The sequence below is a fragment of the Arthrobacter sp. Br18 genome (genome assembly GCF_000520555.1).
In the GTDB taxonomy this organism is placed as follows: domain Bacteria; phylum Actinomycetota; class Actinomycetes; order Actinomycetales; family Micrococcaceae; genus Arthrobacter_D.
In genome coordinates this window covers 45931-52881 of the sequence record NZ_KI914890.1, presented here as the reverse complement: position 1 = coordinate 52881, position 6951 = coordinate 45931, and the positions used below count along the sequence as shown (strand labels likewise).

At 67.2% G+C, this 6951-nt stretch carries 5 protein-coding genes; all 5 read left to right on the top strand.

Annotation, left to right across the window (positions count from 1 at the left end; all coding sequences use genetic code 11):
- Positions 1 to 3080 (top strand): Rne/Rng family ribonuclease (locus Y704_RS21855; protein ID WP_155850399.1); only part of this gene is annotated, 3080 nt, incomplete at its 5' end.
- Positions 3081 to 3450: 370 nt separating this feature from the next.
- Entirely contained in the window at positions 3451 to 3759 is a 309-nt protein-coding gene (gene rplU / locus Y704_RS0115475) for a 50S ribosomal protein L21 (RefSeq protein ID WP_026550791.1), read from the top strand.
- Between the two features lie 53 nt (positions 3760 to 3812).
- Positions 3813 to 4073 (top strand): 50S ribosomal protein L27, encoded by a 261-nt coding sequence (rpmA, locus tag Y704_RS0115470; RefSeq protein ID WP_026531863.1) that lies wholly within the window; start codon positions 3813 to 3815, stop codon positions 4071 to 4073.
- Positions 4074 to 4194: 121 nt separating this feature from the next.
- Positions 4195 to 5790, top strand: coding sequence for a GTPase ObgE (gene obgE, locus Y704_RS0115465; RefSeq protein ID WP_026550790.1), 1596 nt, complete (start codon positions 4195 to 4197; stop codon positions 5788 to 5790).
- Positions 5787 to 6917: a glutamate 5-kinase gene (proB, locus tag Y704_RS0115460; RefSeq protein WP_026550789.1), complete on the top strand. Its 1131-nt coding sequence runs from the start codon at positions 5787 to 5789 to the stop codon at positions 6915 to 6917. The genes obgE and proB overlap by 4 nt, the downstream gene beginning before the upstream one ends.
- Positions 6918 to 6951: the final 34 nt, after the last annotated feature.

Genomic DNA, 6951 nt, shown 5'->3' with positions numbered 1-6951 from the left:
CGGCCACCGTTGTCGAGCCGGCGGAATCCACGCCTGCTGACACCAGCACCCCCGCTGCGGTGCCCACTGACACCGGCACCCCCGCTGCAGTGCCCACTGACACCGGTACCCCCGCTGCGGTGCCCACTGACACCGGTACCCCCGCTGCGGTGCCCGTTGACGCTGCGGCGGCCACTGACACCGTGACGTCTCCTGTGGCCGAACCCGAAGCCGCCGCCGGTGACGCTGCCGGCACCGGCGGCGCCGCAGTCGAGAAGCCCACCCGGACCCGGAGGACGAGCCGCAGCCGCCGCGCAGCAGCGGAATCCGCCGGCCTTCCCGCCGAGGCGGATTCCACAAGCCTTCCCGCAGCAGCGGATTCCCTTGGAGGCGCGACGGCAGACGATGGCGCCGATGGCGGTCAGGGCGCCGTCACCGGGACTGAAGAGACTGTCGCCGAGGAACCGAAGCACGATGCCGGCTCGGCGCGGTCATCCCACGCCAGCCCTTTCGCGCTGCCGGAATCGCCCCTGTCGCTTCTTTTCCACGCTCCCGACCTCACCGCGTCCGTGCAGTCCGTCAAGGTTGCGGCGCCCTCCACCGCTGCTTCAGCCGCCAGCCCGGATGAGGACGACGACACGGACCGTAGCAATGGCGATGATTCGGGCCGCAGGCCCCGGCGAAGCCGCCGCAGCAGGGGAAGGGGACGGTCCGACACTGCGGATACCGCTTCCTCCGACGTTGACGCTGATGGAACCGGATCAGGGCCGGATGCCGACGGCGGGCCCGGGGAGGAGTCACCGAACGGCGTGACCTCACGTCGTCGTCGGCGCCGCCGTCGTGGTGACCAGGACCTCGAGCTGACGGGCGGCGAGGACGACGACCCTCCGAATACCGTGACGCGCGTCCGCGCGCCTCGGCAGAGCAACGAACCGGTGTCCGACGGCGTCACCAGCGTCAAGGGCTCCACTCGGCTCGAGGCCAAGAAGCAGCGCCGTCGCGAATCCCGCGATACCGGGCGCCGCAGGCAGGTCATCACCGAGGCCGAATTCCTCGCCCGGCGGGAGTCGGTCGACCGGCAGATGGTGGTCCGCCAGCGCGATGACAGGATCCAGATCGGCGTGCTCGAGGATGGCATCCTCGCCGAGCACTTCGTGTCGAAGACCCAGCAGGATTCCCTGATCGGCAACGTGTACCTGGGCAAGGTACAGAACGTGCTGCCCAGCATGGAGGCGGCGTTCGTCGACATCGGACGCGGGCGCAATGCCGTGCTCTATGCCGGCGAGGTGAACTGGGATGCCGCTGGTCTCGACGGCCAGCCGCGGCGCATCGAACTCGCCCTGAAGTCCGGCGACGCCGTCCTGGTGCAGGTCACCAAGGACCCGGTGGGACACAAGGGTGCCCGCCTCACCAGTCAGATCTCCCTTCCCGGACGGTACCTCGTCTACGTACCGGGCGGGTCGATGACGGGTATCTCGCGGAAGCTGCCGGACGTGGAGCGGAACCGCCTCAAGCGCATCCTCAAGGATCGGCTGCCCGAGAACGCCGGAGTGATCGTCCGCACGGCGGCGGAGGGTGCGAGCGAGGAGGAGCTGACGCACGACATCAACCGGCTGCGGTCCCAGTGGGAGCAGATCGAGGGCGCTTCGGCGTCCACGAAGACCCTCGCCCCTGAGCTCCTGTACGGCGAGCCGGACCTCACCATCAAGGTGGTGCGGGACGTCTTCAACGAGGACTTCTCCAAGCTGGTCGTCTCGGGGGAAGAGGCATGGGACACCATCGAGGCGTACGTCATGTACGTCGCCCCGGACCTCGTGGGCCGGCTCGAGAAGTGGACCGGCGACGAGGACATCTTCGCGGCCAGCCGCATCGACGAACAGATCCACAAGGCGCTCGACCGGAAGGTGTTCCTGCCCTCCGGCGGCTCGCTGGTCATCGACCGTACCGAGGCCATGACCGTGGTGGACGTCAACACGGGCAAGTTCACCGGCAGCGGCGGAAACCTTGAGGAAACTGTCACCAAGAACAACCTCGAGGCGGCTGAGGAAGTGGTGCGGCAGCTGCGGCTGCGTGACATCGGCGGAATCATCGTGATCGACTTCATCGACATGGTGCTCGAAGCGAACCGTGATCTCGTGCTGCGGCGGATGGTCGAGTGCCTTGGCCGTGACCGGACCAAGCATCAGGTCGCGGAGGTCACTTCACTCGGTCTTGTCCAGATGACGCGCAAGCGCATGGGCACCGGCCTGCTTGAGGTCTTCGGCGAGGACTGCGAGCACTGTGCAGGACGCGGTGTCGTCACCCATGAGGAGCCGGTGGAGCATCGCCGTGCGGGTCTGTCCCAGGAATCCCAGCAACAGCCGACACGGCAGGAGAAGCAGTCCCGCAACGAGCGCAAGCGAACCCGCGGCCGTTCAGGACAGCCGGCGGAGGAAACCCAGGCGCCCCCCGCGCCGCCGCAGGATTCTCCGGAGCGTGCTGCCAAGGCCGAGGCGGCCAGGACGGCGTTTGCGAGTATCGCTGCAGCAACGCATGCCTCCCATGCGCCCCACGACGAGCACGGCATCCACGCCGCACCTGAACCGGCCATCGAGGTCAACGAGGCGGTACTGACCATCAACGGGGAGACCGTCACCCTGCCGCGGGCCGAGAACAATCGGGCCGGGACGCCGGAGGATCGGCCGCAGCTCACCCTGGACAGCCTGACGGCGGCCTTCAACCGCACTCCAGCGGAGACCTCCGGTCCGACGGCGCCCCCCAGCGGGCTCGCACCCGTCGGGGCGGTGACGTCCTCGCCGGCCGGCCAGGAGGACGACGGCGTGGCGTCATCCGGTGGACAGGGAATTGATGCAGGCACCGGGGCATCGGGGACGGCGCCGCGACGGAAACGCGCCCGACGCGCAGCAAGCAGCGCCCAGGGTTCGGCCGCGGGTTCCGCGATCGAGACCGTGACGGCAGCACGTGGAACGGAACCGGAATCCGGCGCGTCGCCGGTGAACGGCCGGCACGTGGCGCGGGCGGGCGTACCGCCGGTCCGCCCGGCGTCCTCGGAGTCTGAACCGGTGATCTTCGGCGTCGGCGTTCCGGCGTCGGAACTATGATGCCGGCATCGGGGGAAGGCCGCGCATCCTTCTCCCGACGCCACCCGTAGCGCGCTTGTGGGTACCGGGGCGGAGAAGCCCCGGTACCTCTGCTCGCAGGTATCCGCAGGTATCCGCAGGTATCCGCAGGTACGCGCAGGCCATGACAGAGCACGACAGGGCACAGGTGCGGCCCGCGAATTTGCGGGAACCAGCCTATCTGGCGTAATCTTGATCTTCGGTGCACGCGCCTTCCAACCGGTATGTCCGGGGCGTATCCGCACGGCATAGACATGGCCTGCTCATGCATCCTTGAATGGATGCCAGCCAGGGCGCGCAAGCCAGTTTTTCACATTAGAAGTCAAGATTGTCGAGAGAAGTGAGTTCCCAAGTGGTGTACGCGATTGTCCGCGCAGGCGGCCGCCAAGAAAAGGTTTCCGTAGGAGACCTCGTTACCCTTGACCGCGTCACCGGTCAGGCAGGAAGCACCTTTGCGCTGCCTGCCCTCCTTCTGGTAGACGGCGACAAGGTTACCTCAGCAGCAGCAGAGCTTGAAAAGGTCACTGTTACTGCCCAGATCGTCGAGAATCTTCGTGGCCCGAAGATTGTCATCCAGAAGTTCAAGAACAAGACCGGGTACAAGAAGCGCCAGGGTCACCGTTCGGAACTGACCCGGGTCAAAATCACAGGTATCGCGTAACCTTTCGCGGTTACCGGTCGGTCAAACATTCCCAGCGAAGGCAGGCATAACTCATGGCACATAAAAAGGGTGCGAGTTCCACTCGTAACGGCCGCGATTCAAACGCGCAGTACCTCGGCGTCAAACGCTTTGGCGGCCAGGTAGTCAAGGCAGGCGAGATCATCGTCCGCCAGCGCGGAACCCACTTCCACCCGGGCGCCAACGTTGGCCGCGGTGGAGATGACACGCTGTTCGCCCTCGAGGCCGGCGCCGTCGAATTCGGCAGCCGCCGCGGACGCCGCGTCGTCAACATCGTCGGTGCTGCAGCCGAGTAGTTTTCTACTCCCGGCGCAGCATGCACTGAAGCATTCGGGTGGGGTGAGCCGCTGTGGCTCGCCCCACCTTTTTTTAAGCCGGTTCCATCCGGTAAGTGAAGCATTTTAGAAGGAGATCAACGTGGCCAGCTTCGTTGACCGGGTAGTCCTGCACGTTTCCGGCGGTACGGGTGGGCACGGCTGTGTGTCCGTCAAGCGCGAGAAGTTCAAGCCCCTCGGCGGACCCGACGGCGGCAACGGCGGCGACGGCGGCAACGTGATCCTGCGCGTCAGCAGCCAAACCACCACCCTGCTGGACTACCACCACGCGCCCCACCGCCATGCGACCAACGGTGGCAACGGGATGGGCGACTGGCGCGGGGGCAAGACCGGCGAAACGCTGATCCTCCCCGTGCCCGATGGAACCGTCGTGAAGACGAAGGACGGAGACGTAATCGCCGACCTCGTGGGCGAAGGAACCGAATTCGTCGCGGCGGCCGGGGGCCAGGGAGGCCTGGGGAACTCGTCGCTGTCCTCGCAGAAGCGCAAGGCCCCCGGGTTCGCGCTGCTCGGCATCCCGGGCGATGAGCGGGACGTGGTCCTCGAACTCAAGTCGATCGCCGACATCGCCCTGGTCGGATTTCCGTCTGCCGGAAAATCGAGCCTCATTGCCGCGATGTCGGCCGCGCGGCCGAAGATTGCCGACTACCCCTTCACCACCCTGGTGCCCAACCTCGGCGTCGTGCAGGCCGGCGAAACCCGCTTCACGATCGCCGACGTTCCCGGGCTCATCGAGGGTGCCAGCGAGGGCAAGGGGCTGGGTCACTACTTCCTCCGCCACGTCGAGCGCTGCGCAGCCCTGGTGCACGTCCTTGACTGCGCCGCGCTGGAGGCCGACCGCGATCCGCTGGCCGACCTCGCTATCATCGAGCAGGAGCTCGAGAAGTACACGGTGGACATGAGCTTCGCGGGGCCGGACGGCGACGTCGTCCCCCTGAACCAGAGGCCGCGCCTGGTGGCGCTCAACAAAGTGGACGTTCCGGACGGCAAGGACATGGCCAGCTTCGTACGGCCCGAGCTCGAAGCCCGCGGCTACCGCGTGTTCGATGTCTCGGCGTCGAGCCACGAGGGGCTGAGGCAACTGGGGTTCGCCATGGCAGAGATCGTCGAAGCAGCCCGCGCCGACGTCAAGGCGACGCCCCCCACCGTGGCGCCGCCCGTACTTCGCCCGCGCGGCGTCAACGCCGCTGCATTCCGGATCCGGAACGAGGAAAAGGACGCCCTTCCGCTGTTCCGCATCCTCGGCGAGAAGCCCGAGCGCTGGGTGAAGCAGACGGACTTCACCAATGACGAGGCCGTCGGCTACCTCGCCGACCGGCTCGCGAAGCTGGGCGTCGAGGAGCAACTGTTCAAGGCCGGCGCCAAGCCCGGCGAGACAGTGGTGATCGGTGAGGGCGACGGCGTCGTCTTCGACTGGGAGCCCACCATGATGGGCGGGGCCGAACTCCTCGCAGGCCCGCGCGGCAGCGACCTCCGACTCGCGGAGTACGAACGGCCGACGCGTGAGCAGAAGCGTGAAGAGTACCAGGAACGCAAGGATGCCAAGGCGGCGGCGCGTGCTGATCTTGAGGCCGACCGCAAGGCGGGTATCTGGACCGAATCAGTGAACAACCGCAAGAAGCACGTGCCGGCAGGTTCGCCGGGCGACGCCGAAAATCAAGACTCAAGGAATCAATGACCGCATCTAGAACCCTGACGAACCGCTCAGGCCTCGCAACGGCCGGGCGCATAGTCGTCAAAGTGGGATCTTCCTCCCTGACGTCGGTTTCCGGCGGCATCTCCGAGGACGCACTGACACGACTGTCCACCGTCCTCGCCCAGCGGAGGAACGCCGGAACCGAGATCATCCTGGTCTCCTCCGGCGCGATCGCCGCCGGACTCGCGCCGCTCGGCCTGCCGCGGCGGCCCACCCAGCTCTCCTCGCAGCAGGCGGCCGCGAGCGTGGGCCAGGGGCTCCTCATGGCTCGCTACACCGAGGCTTTCGGCGCCCACGGAGTGACGGTGAGCCAGGTGCTGCTGACGGTCGAGGACCTCATCCGCCGCTCCCACTACGCCAACGCCCACCGGGCCATGGAGCGCCTCCTGAATTTCGGCGTCGTGCCCATCGTCAACGAGAACGACACAGTGGCAAGCCACGGGATCCGCTTCGGCGACAACGACCGCCTCGCAGCCCTCGTGGCGCACCTCGTGAAGGCTGACGCCCTGATCCTGCTCTCCGACGTCGACGCACTGTACGACGGACCGCCCAAGGACGGTGCGCTACGGATCCCCGAGGTGAGATCACCCGCGGACCTCGAGGACGTTACGATCGGCAGCCCGGGCAAGGCCGGTGTGGGCACCGGCGGCATGGCCACGAAGGTCGAAGCCGCAACCATCGCCGCGAGCTCGGGAATTCCGGCGCTCGTGACGTCGACGGCCAACGCGGCAGCCGCGCTGGCCGGCGACGACGTCGGAACCTGGTTCAGCTCAACGGGCCGGCGGCAACCCATCCGGCTGCTCTGGCTCGCCCATCTCGCGCGGATCCACGGGAGCCTCATCCTCGACGACGGTGCCGCCCGGGCCGTGGGTGAAGGTGGCCGGTCACTCCTGCCGGCCGGAATCGATCGGATTTCCGGAACGTTCGAGGCGGGCGACCCCGTGGAGATGGTGGACCGCACCGGGCGCGTGGTGGCCCGCGGACTCGTGAACTACAGCTCGGTCGAACTGCCCCGCATGCTCGGCCGGTCCACGGGCGACATCGCCCGGGAGTTCGGCTCGGAATACGAACGCTCGATCGTCCACGTCAATGACCTGGTGGTCCTGTAGACGACGACTGACTGCAGCGCCATCTCCATCGAGG